Source organism: Streptomyces cyslabdanicus (assembly GCF_052663305.1).
Window position 1 is genome coordinate 74,901 of record NZ_JBQRUW010000001.1, and the last position, 19,802, is coordinate 94,702.

General features: G+C 71.1%; 19 protein-coding genes. 7 read left to right on the top strand and 12 right to left on the bottom strand.

What is annotated here, in order from left to right; genetic code table 11:
• Positions 1-84: 84 nt before the first annotated feature.
• Entirely contained in the window at positions 85-1,182 is a 1,098-nt protein-coding gene (locus ACTYVM_RS00375) for an amidohydrolase family protein (protein ID WP_445523945.1), read from the bottom strand.
• Between the two features lie 147 nt (positions 1,183-1,329).
• On the opposite strand from ACTYVM_RS00375, the gene ACTYVM_RS00380 reads away from it, so the two are divergent.
• The 5 genes from ACTYVM_RS00380 to thpD all read left to right on the top strand — a co-directional run bounded on the left by ACTYVM_RS00380 (position 1,330) and on the right by thpD (position 6,258).
• Positions 1,330-2,433, top strand: a complete 1,104-nt coding sequence (locus ACTYVM_RS00380; RefSeq protein WP_445523946.1) for a pyridoxal-phosphate-dependent aminotransferase family protein — start codon at positions 1,330-1,332, stop codon at positions 2,431-2,433.
• Positions 2,434-2,929: 496 nt separating this feature from the next.
• On the top strand, positions 2,930-3,469 hold the full coding sequence (ectA, locus tag ACTYVM_RS00385) for a diaminobutyrate acetyltransferase (RefSeq protein WP_445523947.1): 540 nt from the start codon (positions 2,930-2,932) through the stop codon (positions 3,467-3,469).
• 145 nt (positions 3,470-3,614) lie between these two features.
• Positions 3,615-4,886, top strand: a complete 1,272-nt coding sequence (gene ectB, locus ACTYVM_RS00390; RefSeq protein WP_445523948.1) for a diaminobutyrate--2-oxoglutarate transaminase — start codon at positions 3,615-3,617, stop codon at positions 4,884-4,886.
• A 72-nt stretch (positions 4,887-4,958) separates the two neighbouring features.
• Positions 4,959-5,363, top strand: coding sequence for an ectoine synthase (locus tag ACTYVM_RS00395; protein WP_141362143.1), 405 nt, complete (start codon positions 4,959-4,961; stop codon positions 5,361-5,363).
• A 7-nt stretch (positions 5,364-5,370) separates the two neighbouring features.
• Positions 5,371-6,258, top strand: a complete 888-nt coding sequence (gene thpD, locus ACTYVM_RS00400; RefSeq protein ID WP_445523949.1) for an ectoine hydroxylase — start codon at positions 5,371-5,373, stop codon at positions 6,256-6,258.
• Between the two features lie 91 nt (positions 6,259-6,349).
• Here the strand turns inward: thpD and ACTYVM_RS00405 are convergent, their stop codons facing one another.
• The 4 genes from ACTYVM_RS00405 to ACTYVM_RS00420 form a co-directional block, all read right to left on the bottom strand.
• A complete protein-coding gene (locus ACTYVM_RS00405) occupies positions 6,350-7,399 on the bottom strand; it encodes an aminotransferase class V-fold PLP-dependent enzyme (RefSeq protein WP_445523950.1) in 1,050 nt (349 codons plus the stop codon).
• Positions 7,400-7,507: 108 nt separating this feature from the next.
• A complete protein-coding gene (locus tag ACTYVM_RS00410) occupies positions 7,508-8,230 on the bottom strand; it encodes a DsbA family oxidoreductase (RefSeq protein WP_445523951.1) in 723 nt (240 codons plus the stop codon).
• A gap of 79 nt (positions 8,231-8,309) precedes the next feature.
• A complete protein-coding gene (locus tag ACTYVM_RS00415) occupies positions 8,310-8,816 on the bottom strand; it encodes a GNAT family N-acetyltransferase (RefSeq protein ID WP_445523952.1) in 507 nt (168 codons plus the stop codon).
• A 50-nt stretch (positions 8,817-8,866) separates the two neighbouring features.
• Positions 8,867-10,393: an aldehyde dehydrogenase (NADP(+)) gene (locus tag ACTYVM_RS00420; RefSeq protein WP_445523953.1), complete on the bottom strand. Its 1,527-nt coding sequence runs from the start codon at positions 10,391-10,393 to the stop codon at positions 8,867-8,869.
• Between the two features lie 166 nt (positions 10,394-10,559).
• On the opposite strand from ACTYVM_RS00420, the gene ACTYVM_RS00425 reads away from it, so the two are divergent.
• On the top strand, positions 10,560-11,333 hold the full coding sequence (locus ACTYVM_RS00425) for an IclR family transcriptional regulator (RefSeq protein ID WP_445523954.1): 774 nt from the start codon (positions 10,560-10,562) through the stop codon (positions 11,331-11,333).
• 3 nt (positions 11,334-11,336) lie between these two features.
• On the top strand, positions 11,337-11,807 hold the full coding sequence (locus ACTYVM_RS00430) for a GNAT family N-acetyltransferase (protein WP_445523955.1): 471 nt from the start codon (positions 11,337-11,339) through the stop codon (positions 11,805-11,807).
• 106 nt (positions 11,808-11,913) lie between these two features.
• Here the strand turns inward: ACTYVM_RS00430 and ACTYVM_RS00435 are convergent, their stop codons facing one another.
• From ACTYVM_RS00435 to ACTYVM_RS00465, 7 genes are all read right to left on the bottom strand, one after another.
• Positions 11,914-12,711 carry an HAD family acid phosphatase gene (locus ACTYVM_RS00435; RefSeq protein ID WP_445523956.1) on the bottom strand — a complete coding sequence of 266 codons (798 nt, stop codon included), beginning with the start codon at positions 12,709-12,711 and terminating at the stop codon, positions 11,914-11,916.
• 231 nt (positions 12,712-12,942) lie between these two features.
• Complete coding sequence (locus tag ACTYVM_RS00440; RefSeq protein ID WP_445523957.1) at positions 12,943-14,262, bottom strand: pectate lyase family protein; 1,320 nt, start codon at positions 14,260-14,262, stop codon at positions 12,943-12,945.
• 136 nt (positions 14,263-14,398) lie between these two features.
• Positions 14,399-15,739, bottom strand: coding sequence for an ABC transporter substrate-binding protein (locus tag ACTYVM_RS00445; protein WP_445523958.1), 1,341 nt, complete (start codon positions 15,737-15,739; stop codon positions 14,399-14,401).
• A 136-nt stretch (positions 15,740-15,875) separates the two neighbouring features.
• Positions 15,876-16,736 (bottom strand): DUF6807 domain-containing protein, encoded by an 861-nt coding sequence (locus ACTYVM_RS00450; protein ID WP_445523959.1) that lies wholly within the window; start codon positions 16,734-16,736, stop codon positions 15,876-15,878.
• Positions 16,733-17,890 carry a Gfo/Idh/MocA family protein gene (locus ACTYVM_RS00455; RefSeq protein ID WP_445523960.1) on the bottom strand — a complete coding sequence of 386 codons (1,158 nt, stop codon included), beginning with the start codon at positions 17,888-17,890 and terminating at the stop codon, positions 16,733-16,735. Before ACTYVM_RS00455 ends, ACTYVM_RS00450 begins: the two co-directional genes overlap by 4 nt.
• A complete protein-coding gene (locus tag ACTYVM_RS00460) occupies positions 17,887-18,771 on the bottom strand; it encodes a carbohydrate ABC transporter permease (RefSeq protein ID WP_445523961.1) in 885 nt (294 codons plus the stop codon). The genes ACTYVM_RS00455 and ACTYVM_RS00460 overlap by 4 nt, the downstream gene beginning before the upstream one ends.
• Entirely contained in the window at positions 18,768-19,700 is a 933-nt protein-coding gene (locus ACTYVM_RS00465) for a carbohydrate ABC transporter permease (RefSeq protein WP_445523962.1), read from the bottom strand. Before ACTYVM_RS00465 ends, ACTYVM_RS00460 begins: the two co-directional genes overlap by 4 nt.
• Positions 19,701-19,802 lie beyond the last annotated feature (102 nt).

Genomic DNA, 19,802 nt, shown 5'->3' on the forward strand with positions numbered 1-19,802 from the left:
CTACGCCAAGCACGGGCGTGCCTTCGCGACCCGCGCCGCGAATGCGGGCCTACTCGACGACCCTCAGCCTTCAGCGCACGGCCCTCAGCCGACGACCTTGCCGTTCAGCACCACCCGTCGCGGTGTCCCCAGTACCCGTACATCCGCCCTCGGGTCCTCGTCGTAGACCACGAGGTCGGCGGGGGCGCCCTCGTTCAGGCCGGGGCGGCCCAGCCAGGTGCGGGCGGCCCAGGTGGTCGCGGAGAGGGCTTCGAGGGGCGGGATGCCGGCCTTGACCAGTTCGGCGACCTCGGCCGCCGCCAGGCCGTGGGGCAGGGAGCCGCCGGCGTCGGTGCCGACGTAGATCGGGATGCCGGCGTCGTAGGCGGCGCGGACGGTGTCGTAGCGGCGTTCGTGCAGGCGGCGCATGTGGGCCGACCAGCGGGGGTACTTGGTCTCGCCGCCGGCGGCGAGGCCGGGGAAGGTGGCGATGTTGACGAGGGTGGGGACGATCGCGACGCCGCGTTCGGCGAACAGCGGGATCAGGTCCTCGGTCAGGCCCGTGGCGTGCTCGATGCAGTCGATGCCCGCCTCGACCAGGTCGCGCAGGGAGTCCTCCGCGAAGCAGTGGGCGGTCACGCGCGCGCCCAGGCGGTGGGCCTCCGCCATCGCCGCCTCGAGCGCCTCGCGCGGCCAGCAGGCCGACAGGTCGCCGAGGTCGCGGTCGATCCAGTCGCCGACCAGCTTGACCCAGCCGTCGCCGCGCCGGGCCTCCTGGGCGACGTAGGCGACCAGGTCCTCCGGTTCGATCTCCCAGGCGTAGTTGCGGATGTAGCGGCGGGTGCGGGCGATGTGACGGCCCGCACGGATGATCTTCGGCAGGTCCTCGCGGTCGTCGACCCAGCGGGTGTCCGAGGGCGATCCCGCGTCCCGGAGGAGGAGGGTGCCCGCATCGCGGTCGGTGAGCGCCTGCTTCTCGGAGACGTCGTCGGGGACCGGGCCGTGCTCGTCCAAGCCGACGTGGCAGTGCGCGTCGACCAATCCAGGCAGCACCCAGCCCCGCACGGTCGTCGCGTCGGTGGCGCCGGCGGGGCGGTCGTAGGAGATCCGGCCGCCGACCACCCACAGCTCGTCCCGGACCTGGTCCTCGTCCGGCCCGACGAGGACCCGCCCTTTCACGTGCAGCACCGCGTCATCGCTCATGCACCGCACCTTAGTGAGCCGGTGCCCGCCGCGGACCCCCGGCCCCGGGTCGCCGGGGGAAGGCCCCAGGTCGCCGGGTGAAAGCGGGGCAGAACCGCCGACTACGCTCGACGCGTTCACCCTCGCCCGTACGAAGAGAGCACCGCCGTGACGAACCCCTTCCTGGACCTCGCTCCGCTGAGCGCCGACCGCTTCGCCTCGATCGAGGAACGGGTGGCGCGGCTGCTGGCCACCGAGCAGGACGTCGTGATCACGCAGGGCGAGGCCCTGCTGCCGCTGGAGGGCGCGATCAGAGGGACGGCCGGTCCCGGCACGACCGCGCTGAACGTGGTCACGGGGCCGTACGGGCAGACGTTCGGCAACTGGCTGCGGGACTGCGGCGCGACGGTGTACGACCTGTCCGTGCCGTACCACACGGCGGTCACGGCGGACCAGGTCAGGGACGCTTTCGCCGAGCACCCGGAGATCGACTTCGTGTCGCTGGTGCACGCGGAGGCGGCGACCGGCAACACCAATCCGGTCGCGGAGATCGGCAAGGCGGTGTCGGAGCAGGGTGCCCTCTTCTACCTGGACGCCGTGGCGTCCGTCGGCGCGGAGCCGGTGCTGCCGGACGCGTGGGGTGTGGACCTGTGCGTGATCGGGGCGCAGAAGGCGATGGGCGGCCCGGCCGGGGTGTCGGCGGTGTCGGTCAGCGAGCGCGCCTGGGCCCGGATGGCGGCGAACCCGCAGGCGCCGCGCCGCTCCTACCTGTCCCTGCTGGACTGGAAGGAGCGCTGGATCGACGGCGGCCGCAAGGCGCTGCTGCACGCGCCCGCGCAGTTGGAGATGCTGGCGCTCGAGGCCTGCCTGGAGCGCATCGAGGCGGTCGGCCCGGACGCGGTGATGGACCGCCACCGTCGCGCCGCCGCGGCGACCCGCGCCGGTGCGCTGGCCCTCGGCGGGGGCCTGGAGCCGTACGTGCACAAGGCCTCGGAGGCGGCCCCGGTCGCCACCACGCTGCGGGCCCCGTCGGACATCGACGCCTCCGACCTGGTGGCCCGCGCCCTGGAGAGCGACCCCGCACTCCCGCTGGCGGCGGGTGGCGGCCCGCTCGCCAAGGAGATGATCCGCGTCAACCACTACGGGGCGGACGCCGCCCAGGACGTGGTCGAGGCCGCCCTGACGGCCCTGGGCGCCGCCCTGACCGTGCACGGCGCGACCGTGGACGTCGCGGCCGCCCGGCAGGCGGTCACGGAGGCCTGGCAGCGGTAGGCAGGCGGGCTGCGGGCCGGCCGCCGACCGAATTGCCGGCGGCGGGCCGGCCGGCGGCCGGAATGTCGGGGTGTTCGTGGACATGGTGGCGACATCATCGACATCGTTGAGGACTGCGCCCGGCGCAACCGCCGGCGCAAACGATGGGCCCGCATTCTTCGGAATCTGATGGACACGGTTGACGGGGTTTCCTGGCGAGATAATTCGGTAATTAAATTCCAGGCGGCTACCCACATTCTTCTGCCCCGTTCCTCCGGGCCTAAACGCAGAGATTTCACCAACGCTCGGCGATGCAATTCGGAGACCCTCCAGGAGCGTTACGTGACTGTGATGCGGTCCACGAACGCGCCCCTTTTGCGCGGTATTTCACGAACAAACCCGCCCACACCACCACCCTCTCGCGCGATCACGCGCCCGCGCGATAACACATACGAACACTTCACGTAAGGCTCCAGGGCGATGCAATTTTGAATTCTGCTCGGTAAGTTCATTCCACATGACTGCCGCCCAAGCAGACCTGCATTCCCCCCGCACAGAATTGCCGGAGGCGCCCCGCATCGAGCGCCCCTCCCTCGCCGACGGCGCCGCACTCTGGCGACTCGCGAAGGAATCCGGGACGCTGGATGTGAACTCCTCGTACAGCTATCTCCTCTGGTGCCGCGACTTCGCCGCCACGTCGGCGGTGGCGCGCGGCGCCGACGGCGAGCCGGTCGGCTTCGTCACCGGATACGTGCGGCCCGACCGTCCGCACACGCTGCTCGTCTGGCAGGTGGCCGTGGACGCCGGCCACCGCGGCCGGGGCCTCGCCGCCCGGCTGCTCGACGCGCTCACCGCCCGGGTCGCCGCCGAGCGCGGGCTCACCTCCATGGAGACCACGATCACCCCGGGCAACACCGCCTCCGAGCGGCTCTTCGCCTCCTACGCCGCCCGGCACGGCGCCACGGTCGAGCGCGAGGTCCTGTTCGGGGCCGAGCAGTTCCCGGACGGACCGCACGACCCGGAGATCCTCCACCGGATCGGCCCGCTCTCCTTCTGACCGCGCTGAGCGCGCGCCGACCGCGCCCTCCGCGGCCCCTGATGGCCCCGCAGCCCCCGGTCCCTGCGGCCCCCGGCCCTTGTGGCCCCTGGTTCCAGCCCCTTTCCCCGCCTCCCTCTCACTCCCCACCGAGGAGCGATTCGTCGTGACCATCACCCAGCCGGACCTGAGCGTCTTCGAGACCCTGGAGTCCGAGGTGCGCAGTTACTGCCGCGGCTGGCCGACCGTCTTCGACCAGGCGCGCGGCAGCCGCATGTACGACGAGGACGGCCACGAGTACCTCGACTTCTTCGCGGGCGCGGGCTCGCTCAACTACGGCCACAACACCCCCGTCCTGAAACGGGCGTTGATCGACTACCTGGAGCGCGACGGGGTCACCCACGGGCTCGACATGTCGACCACCGCCAAGCGCACGTTCCTCCAGACCTTCCAGAACCTGGTCCTGCGCCCCCGCGACCTGCCGTACAAGGTGATGTTCCCGGGCCCGACCGGCACCAACGCCGTGGAGTCGGCGTTGAAGCTGGCCCGCAAGGTCAAGGGGCGCGAGGCGATCGTGTCGTTCACCAACGCCTTCCACGGCATGTCGCTGGGCTCCCTGGCCGTCACCGGGAACGCCTTCAAGCGGGCGGGCGCCGGCATCCCGCTCGTGCACGGCACGCCCATGCCGTTCGACAACTACTTCGACGGCAAGGTCCCGGACTTCCTGTGGTTCGAGCGGCTGCTGGAGGACCAGGGCTCCGGTCTGAACAAGCCGGCCGCCGTAATCGTCGAGACCGTGCAGGGCGAGGGCGGCATCAACGTCGCCCGGCCCGAGTGGCTGCGCGCGCTCAAGGCGCTGTGCGAGCGGCAGGACATGCTGCTGATCGTCGACGACATCCAGATGGGGTGCGGGCGCACCGGGGCCTTCTTCTCCTTCGAGGAGGCCGGGATCGTGCCCGACATCGTCACCGTCTCGAAGTCCATCAGCGGCTACGGCCTGCCGATGTCGCTGTGCCTGTTCCGGCCGGAGCTCGACGTGTGGGAGCCGGGCGAGCACAACGGCACCTTCCGCGGCAACAACCCGGCGTTCGTCACGGCCACGGCCGCCCTGGAGGCCTACTGGACGGACGGCTCGGCGATGGAGAAGCAGACCCGCGCCCGCGGTGAGCTGCTGGAACAGTGGCTGATCTCGATCACCGAGGAGAACCTCGCCGACGTCAGGGAGTACCGGGGCCGGGGCCTGGTGTGGGGCATGGAGTTCCACGACCCGGAGCGGGCCGGGCGGATCGCGCGGCGCGCCTTCGACCTCGGGCTGCTGGTGGAGACGTCCGGCCCGCAGGGCGAGGTCGTCAAGCTGCTGCCCGCCCTGACCATCACCCCCGAGGAGCTGGACGAGGGCATGAGCGTCCTCGCCCGCGCGGTCCGCGAGACCGCCTGACCGCCGAGCCACCAAGCCAACGGCACAGAGCCAACGACACAGAGCCAACGACACAAGGAGGCACGCACCACCGTGATCGTCCGTTCGTTCAAGGACATCGAAGGCACCGACCGGCACGTGAAGGCCGCGTCCGGCACCTGGGAGAGCAAGCGCATCGTCCTCGCCAAGGAGAAGGTCGGCTTCTCCGTGCACGAGACGATCCTGTACGCGGGCACGGAGACGTCGATGTGGTACGCGAACCACATCGAGGCCGTCGTCTGCGTCGAGGGCGAGGCCGAGCTGACCGACCGTGAGACCGGGAAGACCTACACGATCACGCCCGGGACCATGTACCTCCTCGACGGCCACGAGCGGCACACGCTCCGCGTCAAGGAGGACTTCCGCTGCGTCTGCGTGTTCAACCCGCCCGTCACCGGGCGGGAGGACCACGACGAGAACGGCGTCTACCCCTTGCTCACCGAGCCCGAGGAGGTGTGAGCACCCCATGACCGACGTCACCGACCTGTACCCCACCCGCGGCGCCACCGAAGTGACCACTCCCCGCCAGGACCCGGTCCTCTGGGGCTCCCCCGACACACCGGGACCGATCGGCTCCGCCGGCCTCGAGTCGTTCGAGCGCGACGGCTTCCTCGCCGTCGACCAGCTGATCGCCGAGGACGAGGTCGCCGTCTACCGGCGGGAGCTGGAGCGGCTGGTGGGCGATCCGGCGATCCGGGCCGACGAACGCTCCGTCGTGGAGCCGAAGTCGAAGGAGATCCGCTCGGTCTTCGAGGTGCACCGGATCAGTGAGGTGTTCGCCGGGCTGGTGCGCGACGAGCGCGTCGTCGGGCGGGCCCGGCAGATCCTCGGCTCGGACGTGTACGTCCACCAGTCGCGGATCAACGTGAAGCCGGGCTTCGGGGCCGGCGGCTTCTACTGGCACTCGGACTTCGAGACCTGGCACGCCGAGGACGGCCTGCCGAACATGCGGGCGGTGTCCGTCTCGATCGCGCTGACCGAGAACCACGACACCAACGGCGGCCTCATGATCATGCCGGGGTCGCACCGCACGTTCCTCGGCTGTGCGGGGGCCACGCCGAAGGACAACTACAAGAAGTCGCTTCAGATGCAGGACGCGGGCACACCGTCCGACGAGGCGCTGACCGCTCTGGCCGGGCAGTACGGCATCAAGCTGTTCACGGGCAGGCCCGGCTCGGCGACCTGGTTCGACTGCAACGCCATGCACGGCTCCGGCGACAACATCACGCCGTTCCCGCGCAGCAACGTGTTCATCGTGTTCAACAGCGTGGAGAACACGGCGGTGGAGCCGTTCGCGGCACCGGTACGGCGTCCGGAGTTCATCGGGGCTCGGGATTTCACGCCGGTGGGGTGAGAGCTCACCCCGGTGCGGTGACCCGGAGTGATGCGGGCCGGGGCCTCCTCGTGTGGGACGGGAGGCCCCGGCCCGTGTCCGGGTCACGGCCTCAGCCAGCCAGCGCGTCCAGCAGGCGGTCGACGTCGGCGGGCGTGTTGTAGAGGTGGAAGGCGGCTCGCAGATTGCCGGCGCGCTGGGAGACCTCGATGCCCTTGGCACTCAACTCGCCCTGATGAACGCCGAGTCCGGGCATGGAGACAATCGGGGAGCCGGGTGCCGGGACCGGTTCGTGGCCGAGGGAGCGCAGTCCGGCGCGGAAGCGGTCGGCGAGGGCGAGGTCGTGGGCGCGTACGGCGGACACGCCGAGTTCCTCGAGGAGTTCGAGCGAGCGGCGGGCACCCGTGTAGGAGAAGAGCGCGGGGCTCTCGTCGAACCGCCGTGCGGAGTGGGCGAGTTCCTCGACGGGGCCGTAGCAGCTGTCCCAGGGCCGCTCCCCCGCCACCCAGCCCGCGAACAGCGGGTTCAGCCCGCCGAGGTCGTCGGGGACGACCAGGAAGGCCACGCCCCGCGGGCACAGGAGCCACTTGAAGGCGACCGCGGAGACGTAGTCGTGGGCGTCCGCGTCGAGGTCCAGCCAGCCGGCGGCCTGGGAGGCGTCGACGTAGGTACGCGCGCCGTGCTCCCGCGCGGCCGCGCGGATCGCGGGCAGGTCGGCGAGCCGGCCGTCGGCCGACTGCGCGGCGCTCACCGCGACCAGCGCCGTGCCGGGCCGTACGGCCTCCGCGACCTGCTCCAGCGGGACACTGCGCACCTTCAGGTCGCGGCGGACGTGGAAGGGGTTCACCAGGGAGCTGAAGTCACCCTCGGCGGTGAGGACTTCGGCGCCCTCGGGCAGTGCGGCGGCGATCAGCCCGCTGTAAACGGCGACCGAGGCGCCGGCCGCCACACGGCGGTCCGGGACTCCCACCAGCCGGGCGAAGGAGGCGCGGGTGGCCTCGACGTCGGCGAACATGTCGGTCGGCTGCCCGTCGGCGGCCGCCGCCACGGCGGTGCGCAGGGCGTCCACCGTACGGGCGGGCGGCAGACCGGTGCTCGCGGTGTTCAGGTAGGTGTTCTTCGGGGCGAACTCGGTGCGGACGAGGGTCTCGAAGGTGTCCATGGGACCACTGTGCGGCCCGGCGTGGGCGCAGTCCATTGCGAATTTTTGCGCGGTACTCCCAAAGTTCCCTTATGCATGCGCCCTGACCTGCGCCTCGCCGCCCGCCGCTCAGTTCTGCGGCACCGCGCATCCGTCCGGGCCGCAGGCGTCCCCGTCCGCCTCGCCGCCCTGGAGGAGGGTCAGCGGCGAGCGCTCACCCCATGCCTGGGTGAGGGCCTGGGTGAAGACCTCGGCGGGCTGGGCGCCGGAGACGCCGTACTTCCGGTCGAGCACGAAGAACGGCACTCCGGAGGCGCCGAGTTGCGCGGCCTCCCGCTCGTCGGCGCGGACCTCGGCGGCGTAGGCGTCGGGGTCGGCGAGCACCTTGCGGGCGGCGTCGGCGTCGAGTCCGGCGGCGACGGCCAGTTCCACCAGGCGCTCGTCGCCCGCGGTGTAGACGGACCGCTCCTCGGCGAAGTTCGCGCGGTACAGGGCGTCCAGCAGCTCGCTCTGCCGGCCGTGCTCCTTGGCGAGGTGCAGCAGACGGTGCATGTCGAAGGTGCTGCCGTGGTCCCGGCCCCGGGTGCGGTACGCGAGCCCCTCGGCGGCGGCCTGCCGCCCCAGGTTCTCCTCGCCGTCGTGCGCCTGCGCCTCGCTCATCCCGTACTTCTTGGTGAGCATGGTGATCACCGGCTGGACGTCGTCCTTGGCCCGGCCCGGATCCAGCTCGAACGACCGGTGCACCACCTCGACCCGCTCCCGGTGCGGGAAGGCCGCGAGCGCCTTCTCGAAGCGCGCCTTCCCGACGTAGCACCAGGGACAGGCGATGTCCGACCAGATCTCGACGCGCATGCTCTCGGCTCTCTCCCGCTCGTACGGAAGCGGAGGTGGACGCCCTCCGCCGGGTCCGTGAACGTTCAAGCAGCGGGTTTCATTCCCCGGTCGTCACCGCATGGCGCAGCGACACATGGTGCGCGTCCTCGTCGGTCGGCAGCTGCGGATCCGGGACCCAGCCCAGCCGGGCGTAGAAGCGCTGCGCCCGCTCGTTGTCGGTGTGCACCTCCAGGACGGCGCTCCGTCTGCCGTCGGCGCGCCACTGCTCGACGCAGGCCGCGTGCAGGGCCGTGCCTATGCCCGCACGCCAGCGGTCGGGGTCGACGTGGAACTGGAACAGCATGACCGTGTCCGCGGGACCGTCCGGTGGGGTGCGGAAGGAGGCGATGCCGACGATGCGGCCCTGGTCGACGGCGCACAGCACGTGGCCGTCGGGGTGCTCGATGGCCTGGCGCCATCGGGCGGTCCAGTCGGCGTCGGCGTCCGGCATGCCGTCCGGGTAGTAGGTGGACCGGGCCCGCACCATCAGGCCGGCGACGGCCTCCGCCTCGGCGGGCACGGCCGTACGGATCACCAGGCGTCCACGCGCATTGCTGTCGATCATGCGAGGGAGGACGCGGAGGCCCGGCGATCCGGTTCCGTACGGGTGCGGGGTCAGCGCTCCAGTCGGCCGTCGAAGCGGCGCGGCAGCCCGAGCGGGTTGTCGTCGCGCAACTCCGGCGGCAGCAGCGCCTCCGGGGCGTTCTGGTACGCCACCGGGCGCATCCACCGCTCGATCGCCGTACCGCCCACGGAGGTGGACGTCGAGGTCGTCGCGGGGTAGGGGCCGCCGTGGTGCTGGGCGGGGGCCACCGCGACACCGGTCGGCCAGGCGTTGACGACCACGCGTCCGGCGAGCGGGGTCAGCCGGGCGAGCAGTTCGGCGCCGCTCCCCTCGCCGGCCGCCTCCTCGGCGGACAGGTGCACGGTCGCGCTGAGGTTGCCGGGCAGCCGGGCGAGGACGGCCTCGACCTCGGTCTCGTCCTCGTAGCGGGCCACCACGGTGACCGGCCCGAAGCACTCCTCCAGGAGCAGGTCGTGCTCCCCGTCCTCGGCGAGCTTTCCGGCCGGGACGGTCAGGAAGCCCGCGCTGACCGTGTGTTCGCCGCCCGCGCCCGGGGTGACCGGCGACTCGACGCCGGGCAGTGCGGAGCGCTCGGTGATGCCGGTGAGGAAGTTGTCGCGCATCCGGTGGTCGAGCAGGACGCCCGGGTCGGTGTCGCTGACGGCGTCGGTGAGCGACTTGACCAGGCCGTCGCCGGCGGCTCCGGACGGCACGAGGACCAGTCCGGGCTTCACGCAGAACTGCCCGACGCCCATCGTCATCGAACCGGCGAGCCCGGCCCCGATGTCCTCGGCCCGCTCGGCGGCCGCCGCCTCGGTGACGAGGACCGGGTTGAGCGAGCCCAGTTCGCCGTGGAACGGGATCGGCGCCGGCCGCGCTGCCGCCGCGTCGAACAGGGCCCGGCCGCCGCGCACGGAACCGGTGAAGCCGGCGGCGGCGACCAGCGGGTGCCCGACGAGTTCGACGCCCGCCTCGAAGCCGTGGAGGAGACCGATCACGGCCTCCGGGACGCCGTGGAGGGCGGCCGCCCCGCGCAGCACCCTGGCGACCAGTTCGGACAGGGCGGGGTGGTCGGGGTGGGCCTTGACGACGACGGGGCAGCCCGCGGCGAGCGCGCTCGCGGTGTCGCCGCCCGCGACCGAGAAGGCGAAGGGGAAGTTGGAGGCGGAGTAGACGGCGACGACCCCGAGCGGCACCTTGTAGCGGCGCAGGTCCGGGATCGGCGGGGCCGCGGTCGGGTCGGGGTGGTTGATGATCACGTCGAGGAAGGCGCCCTCGTCGACGATGTCCGCGAAGGCCCGCAACTGGTAGCAGGTGCGGGCCAGTTCGCCGGTGAGCCGGACCGGTCCGAGCGCGGTCTCGGCGTCGGCGGCCTCGACGAGCCGGTCCCGGGCCCCTTCGAGCCGGTCGGCGGCGGAGCGCAGGAAGGCCGCGCGGACGGCGCGGTCGGCGAGTGCCCCGCGCGCCTCGTGCGCGGCCCGCACGACGGCGTCCACCTCCTGTGTCGTGGCCTCCACCGCGACCTGTTCCCGCTGCTTCCCGGTACGGGGGTCGACACTCCAGACTGGTGCTGCCACCGCGGATCCCTCCACATGTCTTGCCGCAGTACGCGGCCGGTCCCTACGGTCGGCCGCATTCGGGTCACCACCAGGGCGTTCTATATACTGAACGCCGTCTCTGATGATGAATACACTGTCGGAGACTATATCTCCAGCTTCTCGTCGAACGAAGGGGTCCAGGGCGATGTCGGCAGGCGACGCGGGCGGCGGGGCGCAGGTCAAGTCCGCCGTACGGACTGTGGAGTTGCTCGAGTTCTTCGCCGGCAGGCCCGGTATGCACTCGCTGGCCGCGGTCCAGGAGGCCGTCGGCTACCCCAAGTCCAGCCTGTACATGCTGCTTCGCACGCTCGTCGAACTGGGCTGGGTGGAGACCGACGCCACCGGCACGCGCTACGGCATCGGGGTGCGGGCGCTGCTCGTCGGCACCTCCTACATCGACGGCGACGAGGTGATCGCGGCGGCCCGTCCCACGCTGGACCGGCTGTCCGACGACACCACCGAGACGATCCACCTCGCCCGGCTGGACGGCACGAACGTCGTCTACCTGGCCACCCGCCAGTCGCAGCACTACCTGCGCCCGTTCACCCGGGTCGGCCGCCGCCTGCCCGCCCACTCCACCTCGCTGGGCAAGGCGCTGCTGAGCACGTACCCGAACGAGCAGGTGCGCACGATGCTCCCCGAGACGCTGCCCGCTCTGACCGAGCACACCATCACCGACCGCGAGCTGCTCATCGAGGAACTGCACCAGATCCGCGAGCGGGGGTACGCCGTCGACCGCGAGGAGAACACGGTGGGCCTGCGCTGCTTCGGTGTGGCGATCCCGTACCGCACCCCGGCCCGGGACGCGGTGAGCTGCTCGGTCCCGGTGGCGCGCCTGACGCCGGCGCACGAGCAGATGGTGAAGGATGCTCTCCTCGACGCCCGTGACCGACTGACGCTCGCCACCCGGAGGCTGTGAGACATGGAGGTCGTGCTGCGCGAGGTCCACGACAGTGATCTGCCGGTGTTCTTCCGGCAGCTGAACGACCCGGAGGCGCTGCGGATGGCCGCCTTCACCCCGAAGGACCCGGCCGACCACGAGGCGTTCGCGGCGCACTGGCGCCGGATGCGCGCCTCGTCCGTCGTGCTGCGCGCCGTCCTGCTGGACGGTGACGTGGTGGGCAGCGCCGCCGTCTACGGCGAGCCGGGCGAGCGTGAGGTCACCTACTGGGTGGACCGCGCCTACTGGGGCCGGGGTGTGGCCACGGCCGCGCTGCGCGCGCTGCTGGCCGAGGTCCCGGAACGCCCGCTGTACGCGCGGGCGGCGGCGGACAACACCGGCTCGCTGCGGGTGCTCGCCAAGTGCGGCTTCCGGGAGTCCGCGCGGGCCCGGGGGTTCGCCGAGGCGCGGGGCGAGGAGATCGACGAGGTGGTGCTGACGCTGCGGGGCTGACCCCGCGGGAGTCGCGGCGCGGCCTGCCGGGCGCCGCGCGCCGTCGTGCTCGGGAGCCGGCCGTGCCCCGCCCGGCTCGTGGTTCGGGCGGGGTACGGGCGGGTGACTAGCCGACGAAGTACGTCGGGTTGGGCAGCTTGAACGTCTGCTCGGCGTGGCCGCCGTCGAGGTCCGAGTACTGGTCGCCGATGTTGGCGACGATGTTGTACCCGAGGTCCTCGATGTGCTTGCGGGTGCCGCCCTTGTACTGGACGGTGGTGCAGGTCCAGGTGCCCGGGGTGGCGCAGTCCTTCAGGTACGACGGCGGGTTGGCCGCGTCCTTGAGGAACATGTGGGCGGAGTCGAGGTTCACGTCGGCGCCGACCTTCTTCAGGTTCTCCACGGCGGCGGAGCGCTGCGCCTCGTTCAGGCCCGAGTTGTAGAAGACCTCGACGCCCTTCTGCTTGGCGTACTGCACGAGGTCGGGGGTGCCGGGAACGGCCGGGCGGTCGGCCCGCATCACGTAGTCGTTCCAGCTGGCCGAGTTGTAGGTGTAGTTGTAACGCTTCTCGTAGTCCAGGCTGAGAAGCAGGGTGTCGTCGATGTCGAACATGATGGCAGGCTTCGGCTGGTTCTTCTTGCCGGTCTGCTTGGCGGCCTTGTCGATCGCCTTCTTGACCTGGGTGTCGATGCTCGCCAGGTCCTTGGCGTAGGGGCTGTCCGAAGAGGCCTGGTAGACACCGTTGCTGTCCAGCTTGGTGCCGTAGTAGGCGTCGATGTCGTTGACCAGGAGCCCGATGTTGTAGGGCTCCGGGGTGGCCTTGTCCTTGGACGGGTCGGCGGTGGCCATGCTGGCGCCGTAGAAGACGGAACCGGTGAGGGCACATGCGGCGGCAACGGCCGCGATGCGGAGTGATTTGCGCATGAGAGCTTTCTACGCGCGTCAATCCCCGGTTTGCGAGGTCTGTTGCCCGATTGATATCTCTCGCCGTTCACTGTTCACTTGCACCATCCGAAGCTGTCATCGCCGCGCCATGGTGTCCACCTCCACGTCACGTGGCCGTCCCCCCGGGAGCGGGGAGTCCGCGGGGCGCGGCGAGGCGGGCGGGCCGACGGGCCGGGGCGGCGGTGCGCCCCGGCCCGCACCGAGGGGTCGTCAGTGCAGACGGCCGGCTCCCGCCTGGTGGTCGACGATCCCCGGCAGTGCCCTCGGGTTGTCGATCCGGGTGCGCAGGGTCGGGGTCCAGTCCCCGCCCCGCTGGAGGGTCTCGTCGGGGACCTGGGCGTTGTGCACGGCGATCAGGTCGGTGAGCTTGCCGTTCACGTAGTTGTGGGACTCACTGACCGGCGAGTCCTTCCACTTCTTGAGGATCAGGCCCGCGTCGACCCCGCGCGCCAGCGTGAACGCGTTGTGCTCGGCGACGAGTTGGGACTCCATACCGACACCGAGGCTGTAGCCGTAGCCGGCGTTGGCCACGTAGTGGTTGTTGTAGGAGTCCACCTGACCGAAGCGGACGCGCGGGGCCCGCTCGACGAGGTTCCTGAACAGGTTGTGGTGCAGGGTCACCTTCAGGTGGCCGCGGTCGATCTCGGCGGTGGACGCGCTGTCGCTGTTGCCGATGAGGATGGTCTTGTCGTGGTCCTCGAAGACGTTCCAGGAGACCGTCACGTGGTCGGCGCCCTTGACGATGTCCAGCTCACCGTCGTGCTGCTCGAAGATCCGGCCGTAGTAGTACGGCAGGGTGCTGTTGGGGTGCTCGCCGTCGGTGAAGGTGTTGTGGTCCATCCACACATGGGTGGAGCCGGTGATCACCGCGCTGTCGTACTCGGAGTTCCAGTTGCCGTCGGCGGTGTCGGTGGGGTCCCACTGCGGGAAGCAGTCCAGCGGGCTCTCCAGGGTGAGGTTGCGGACGATGACGTTGTCCACGTTCTTGATCTGGAGGCTGGCGCCCTTGAAGCCCGCGTCCTTGCCGACGCCGACGATGGTGGTGTTGGCGGGGATGTTCGCCTTGATGTACTTGTCCTGGAGGGCGGCGGAGGCGCGGCGCAGCCCCTCGGGGCTGTCGTCGGGCTCGCCGTCGAGGTTCCGGTCGCGGCCCCAGGTCTGGGGCGCGTAGGCCTTCAGGTAGGTGTCGAAGTCGTAGCCGGGCACCTCGAAGGCGGAGCAGCTCGGACCGTCGGCGTCGATCGTGCCCTTGACCTTGATGATCTTCGGCGCGCTGCCGCCGGCGGCGAGCGCCGCCTTGAAGTCGTCCCAGGTGGTGACGGTGTAGACGTGCGCGGCGTCGGCGTTCGCGCCGCCGGTGGTGCCGGTGCCGTAGGAGCCCCAGCCGTCCTTGGCGGCGAGCACCTGGCGGGCGGTGTCGGGGGTGTGGGGCCCGGGGGTCGCGGAGGCGGTGCCGGTGACGGCGAGCACCAGGGCGGTGCAGCCGACGGCGGCCGTGATGACACGCTCATGACACTTCTGGATACGCACGGTGCGGGTCTTCCTTTCAACAGGTGGTGGGCGGGAAAGGGCGCGGGCGCGGGGAACCGCGCGCCCGGCCACGGACGGCCCGTGGCCCGGACAGGCGACCTGGGGTCCCGGGACCGTCCGCCTTCGTCGACCGGCGTCAGCCCTGGTTCTGCTTCCACTCGGCCTGCGCGGTGTTCAGCTGGTCGGCCAGCGTGTCCAGGAACTGCTTGGCGCTCATCCTGCCGAGCAGCACCTTCTGGAAGTTCGCCTCGTTGTCGGCCTTGGAGATGGTGTTCCAGTCGGGCAGGTAGTACGGCAGCTGCACGATCTTCGTGTCGGCCCCGTTCAGCGCCTCGGCCGCCAGCTTCGTCGGCTCGGCCTGCTGGATCCAGTCGTCCTGGGCGGCGTCGACGTTGGTGGGCACCTGCCCGGCGGACTCGTTGAACTTGGAGTTCTCCGCGGCCGAGGCGGCGAACTCCATGAACTTCCAGGCGGCCGCCTTGTTCTTGCTCGCCTTGAACAGGCCGAGACCGTCGACCGGGTTGGACACCTGCACCCGGGTGCCGTCGTCCAGCGTGGGGTTCGGGATGCCGCGGAACTTGTCCTTGCCCAGCGCCTTCAGGTGGTCCTGGTACGAGCCCAGGTTGTGGCTCAGCATGCCGATGGTGCCGCTGTCCCACTGGGCGACCATCTTGGTGAAGTCGTTGTTGACGTCGGCGGACGGGGTGTCCTTCTTGTACAGCGCGACGTACTTCTCCAGCGCCGCCACGTTCTTCGGGTCGTTGACGGTGGTCTTGTCGCCGTTCCAGAACGAGGTGATGCCGGTCTGCCCGTACACCGCGTCCAGGGCGGGCGCGATGGAGCCCTCGCCGCCGCGGATGGTGAAGCCGAACGCGTTCTTGCCCTTGTTCGTGAGCTTGTCCGCGGCCTCGTAGAACTTGCCCCAGGTGGTCGGCGCGTCCAGTCCTGCCTTCTCGAACAGGTCGGTGCGGTACCACAGGGTGCCGTTGTTCACCGAGGTCGGCACCTGGTACAGGGTGTCGCCACCGCCCGCCGCCTTGCTGACGCCGAGCACGTTCTCGCTGAGCTTGCCGTTCAGCTCGCTCTTCGCCAGCCGGTCGTCCAGCGGCTCGAGGGCGCCCTGGGCGGCGATCTCGGCGAGCATCGCGGTGCCCACGCCGCCGACGTCCGGCAGTCCGCCGCCCTGGATGGCGGTGTCGAACTTGGACTGGGCGCTCGCGGCCGGGATGCCGACGTAGTTGACCTTGATGTCCGGGTACTTCTTCTCGAAGTCCGCGATGATCTGCTTCCAGACGTCGGTGCGCACACCGCCGTTGTTGTCCCAGAAGGTGATCTCGCCCTTGCCGGAGCCCTCGGAACCCTTGCTCTTCCCGGAGCCGCTGCCGTCGTCACCGCACGCGGTGGCGGTCAGCGCGAGCGCGGAACCCAGGACGACGGCCACGGCGGCACGCCTGCTTCTACGGATGTTGATCTTCATTGATCAGCTCTCTTCTTCTGGATCCAACAAGGAGGTGGAGCGCGGCGCTTGAGGCTTGCGACGCGGGAAGACTCGCCGGTAAGCGCTTGCTCGAGGGACGTGCCACAGCAGCTCCCGACTGTTGACTGCGGGTGGGTCAGAGCTCGTCGGGGGTGGGAGACGACTGGGCCGCCTTGCGGGCCAGCTCCCCGGCCTCGTCCCGGCCGAGCCGGCCGTCGGCGACGACGGTGACGACGCGGCGCAGGACGGTCCCGCCCGGTTCGATCGCCAGCGGCCGCTCGGCCGCCAGCGACGAGCCCACCCCCGGGTACTCCGCGGCCCGCACGAACCAGGCGTCCTCGCGGGTGGCGCCGGTGGCTCCGGCGAACACCAGCGTCCAGGTGCCGCCGACGAGCGCCAGCCAGTCGGCGCGGGTGCCGTGGGCCCGCGCCTCGCCGTCCCGGTCGGCGGTGAGGACGAGCGGGGGCCGCTCCTCCTTGCGGGCCCGCCAGAAGAAGCCGCCGTAGGCCGCGCCGGGGCGGCCGTTGGTGGCGGGGCTGCCGATCGACAGTGTCCGCGCGGTGGCGTTGGTGAGGGCGAAGGTGAAGTCCAGGGCCCAGGCGGTGGCGGTGAGTCCGGTGGCCGCCACGGTGCGGCGCTCGCACAGCAGTTCACGGCCCGCGGCGACCCAGCGCAGCTCCTCCTCGAACCGGTCGGCCTCGCGCCGGGGAAAGCCGGTGTGCCGCTGGGCGCCGTGGTTGTCCAGCTCGGTCGGCCCCCGGTCGCGCACGAAGGTGCGCCCGCCCCAGAAGTTGTGCCCGTCCACGTCGGGAACGGCGACACCGACGCCGAGGTGGTGCGGGTGGTCGGCGGGGCCGAGTTCGGTGACCGCCGTGCCGGCCAGGGTGGTGACGGGGTGCAGATACGGGCGCGGGGAGAGCCGGTCGGGCAGCTCGGGCCGGGTCACGTAGCGCGCGACCGGGCGGCCCGCCACGCGCAGGACCGGGGAGTCCGTCATCCCGCGGTCACCTCCTTCGGTGACGCCCAGTCGGCGTCCAGCTCGGAGTACAGGGAGAGGGTGTCGGCGGCGGCCGCGACGAGCCCGTCGACGCCGGGCACGACCCGGCGGCCCTCGTCGGCCAGCCGCCGCCAGGAGCCGGCCGGCAGCTCGCCGGGGTCGGGGGCCGTGCGGATCGCCTCGACGACCCGCATGAAGGCGCCCGTCGAGGCGGGCGGGACCAGCAGTCCGGCTCCGGTGGTCAGGTGGTCGACCAGGTTCTCCAGCAGGTCGGTGCGGCCGTGCTCGAACTCCTCCGGGCCGTGGCCGGCCCGTTGCAGCAGCACCCGGTCCTGCTTGTACCAGAAGGTGATCCGGCCGCTGGCGCCGTGCACCATGACGTACGGGTCGTCGGGGCGCTCGGCGCACAGGGTCGCCGCGACGGCGGCCCGCCCGTGCGGGGTGGTGACCCGGACGCAGGAGGTGTCGTCGGCCTCGATGGCGTTGGCCCGCCACAGCTCGGTCTCGATGCCGGTGACGTCCTCGGCGCGGGTGGCGCCGAGCAGGGCGAGCGCGGTGGACACGGCGTGCGCGAGGGGGTTGGTGAGCACCCCGTCGACGACGTCGACGCCGTCCAGGCGGCGCCTGCCCGCCCAGGGCGCCCGCCGGTAGTAGGCCTCGTCCCGCGCCCAGGCACCCGCCGCGCCGACCCCGGTGACCGTCCCGATCGCGCCCTTCGCGACCAGCTCCCGGATCGCGGGCAGCGCGTGCGAGCCCAGCGCCTGGAAGCCGATCTGGCAGGCCACACCGGCCTCGGCGACCCCGTCGGCCATGCGGCGGAACTCCGCGTAGGAGGGGGCGGGCGGCTTCTCCAGCAGGAGGTGGACGCCCCGCCCGGCGGCGGTGAGCGCCAGGTCGGTGTGGGTCGGGATGGGCGTGCAGACCACCGCGATCCGCGCGCCGGTGGCGTCCAGCAGGGCGCCGAAGTCGGCGGACTGCGCCGGTGTGCCGAGGCCGTCGGGGATCTCGTCCTCGGCCAGCGGGGTCAGCTCGCAGATCCCCACGAGCCGAACGAGGCCCTGGTCCTGGAGGCGGCGGATGTTGTCCAGGTGCCAGCGGCCGTGACCGCGGGCGCCGGCGAGCACGACCGGCAGCGGCGTGGTGGGGTCCGTCATCCCTTCACCGCCCCCGCGCTGAAGCCGGTGATGAGCCACTTCTGGATGAAGGCGAACACGATCACCACGGGTACGGCGGCGACGATGCCGCCCGCGGCCAGCGCGCCCAGGTCGACGCTGTCCGCGCTCATCAGGGTGTTGAGACCGACCGGGATGGTCTGCTTGCTCTGGTCGGAGAGGAACATCAGGGCGAACAGGAAGTGGTTCCAGGCGTGCACGAAGGCGAAGGAGCCGACGGCGATCAGCCCGGGACGCAGCAGCGGCAGGACCACGATCCGGAAGGCGGAGAAGCGGTTGCAGCCGTCCACCCAGGCGGCCTCCTCCAGGGACGGCGGCACGTTCTTGATGAAGCCGCTGATCAGGATCATCGACAGCGGCAGCTGGAAGACGGTCTCGGCGATGACGACGCTGCCCAGCGAGTTGATCATCGACAGTTCGGCGAAGATCTGGAAGAGCGGGACGAGCAGCAGCGCACCGGGCACGAACTGGGAGCAGAGCAGGGCCAGCATGAAGCCGCGCTTGAGCCGGAAGTCGAAGCGAGCCAGCGCGTAGCCGCCGGCCAGGGCGACGACCGTGGTCAGGACCAGGGTCGCGACGCCGACGAGGACGCTGTTCTGGAAGTAGAGGCCGAAGCTCCGCTCGGTCCACACCTTCTCGAAGTGGTCGAAGGTCATCGGCCAGGGCACGAGCGAGGTGGAGCCGGCCGGGCGCAGCGCGAACAGCAGGATCCAGTAGAAGGGGACCAGCGTGAAGAGCAGGTACACGGACAGCGGCAGGTAGATGTGCCAGCGCGGGACCTCGTCCCAGGCGCGGCGCCTGCCGGGCGGCCGGGCGGACTCGGATTCCGCGCGCTCGGGCGCGGGTGCGATCTCGGTGATCACTTCTCACCTCCGAACTTGCTCAGCCGCAGATAGACGATCGAGCAGAAGAGCAGGATGACGAACGCCACCGTGGTCAGGGCGGACGCGTAGCCGAAGTTGTGGGCGTCCACGCTGGTGTTGGCGATGTAGAGCGGCAGGGTGGTCGTCTCGCCGGCCGGCCCGCCGCCGGTGAGGGTGTAGAGCAGGTCGACGTTGTTGAACTCCCACACCGCGCGCAGCAGCGTGGACAGGACGATGGCGTCCTTCAGATGGGGCAGGGTGATGTGCCAGAACTGCTGGAGCCGGCCCGCCCCGTCGACCTCGGCGGCCTCGTACAGGTCCTTCGAGACGGACTGGAGGTCGGCGAGGATGAGGATGGCGAAGAACGGCACCCCGCGCCACAGGTCGGCGACCACCGCCGCCGGGAACACCGTGGAGGTGTCCGACAGCCAGCTGGTGCCGTAGGAGCCGAGGCCCATGTCGGCGAGGTAGCGGGTGATGCCGGTCTGGGAGTTGTAGAGCAGCACCCAGATCGCGGAGGTGAGCACGCCGGAGACGGCCCACGGGGAGAACACCAGCGCCCGGCCGAGCCCGCGGCCCACGAAGGTCTGGTTGACGATCAGGGCGAGCGCGAGTCCGAAGAGCAGTTGCAGCCCGACCTCGACGACGACCCACTTGGCGCTGAAGATCAGCGTGTCCCAGAACTGGGGGTCCTGGGTGAAGGCGTGGACGAAGTTGTCGAAGCCCGCGTATCCGTTCCGCCACGGCTTGGTGGGGTTGTAGTTCTGCAGGCTGTAGTAGAAGACGCTGAGCACCGGGTAGGCGATGAAGCCCAGCATGAGCAGGGCGGCCGGGGCGATCAGCAGGTACGGAAGCCTGCGCGGCGTGGCGGAGGCACGGCGCCGCCGGGGTGGCGCGGGCGGTTTCGCCACGGCTGCGGCTTGGGCCATGACTGTTCTCCTCGGAGTGGGGCAGTGCGGCAGTCCATAGGAAGCGCTTGCTATCTACACGTGGGTGAGGCACTTCGGCACAGGGGCAGGGGCAGGGGTGGG